At 55.7% G+C, this 978-nt stretch carries 1 pseudogene; it reads right to left on the bottom strand.

Annotated elements, in window-relative coordinates:
- Nucleotides 1-44 precede the first annotated feature (44 nt).
- Nucleotides 45-824, bottom strand: a pseudogene (locus AC3WLT_RS37195) (phage portal protein); the annotation flags it as partial.
- Nucleotides 825-978 lie beyond the last annotated feature (154 nt).

The following is a 978-nucleotide window of genomic DNA, read 5'->3' on the forward strand; positions in this document are numbered from 1 at the left end:
TCCCCATCACATCTGATGGGAATCAGATTGCCCCAGTCCCGCCATTACGAACAGACGGTACAGATCGAGTGCTTACCATTGAGCTGCGCAAATCGCCGTTGCAACTGTTCGATTTCATTGCACCCGAATACCTCGGCGGCCGTGTCGGCCGCACCGAACCCACCGGTATTGCTCGGCACCACGCCGATAAGCTGCGGCGGTACGCGATGCGCGGCGAGCAAGTCGTCGCGCGTCACATTCTTGATGTTGAAAAACTCGTCTTTCGCCGTGACCTCGGAAACCGGGATTAGCTGGATACCCTCTTTTTTCCCGTTCGGCGCATACATGAACAGATTGCGGAAATTGCCCGATCCTTTGCTGTTTTTCAGGGCTTCGCGCAATGCGTCGACGTCTTCCTGTTTCTGAGCTGCGTCTGTCATATACAGGATGAAACCGGCATGCGAGCCGTTTTCATAGTAGCGACGACGAAACAGCGTCGCGGACTCGTTCAACCATGCCGCGTGTAGCGCGCCGAGATATTCGGGCAGGCCATACACTTCCTGATTAATGTCCGGTTCCATCAAGTGATGCATCGTACCGGGCGCGAATTCATGCGTTTTCTCGACGCCGTTGATCTGAAAGAAGCGCTGCAAGTCGGTCGCACGGCGCATGTATTTCGTCGGCGCACGTTTGAGCGCGAGCTTACCGCCGAGCCGGTTCGTTTGTTTCTCAAGGTGGCCGTTACCGAACACCATGAAGTCGAGCGCCCACTTGTCGAATTCCTCGCGCGTGAGCAACCTGTGTGGGATGAACGTGGACGACAACGTGACATGATTGGTCGACGCAAAACGCATTCATTCCTCCCCGCGCGAGTCTATGAGAAGCACGGATCATGGTGGCTCGTCGACAAGGATCGGAAATGGCGGAGGTGTCAGGAATTTTGTGTGCTGAGGTCGGTTAAAAATCTCAGCTGATGGCGGCGGTGAACCGCTCGCCGAA

This window comes from Paraburkholderia sp. FW306-2-2C-D06C, assembly GCF_058781505.1.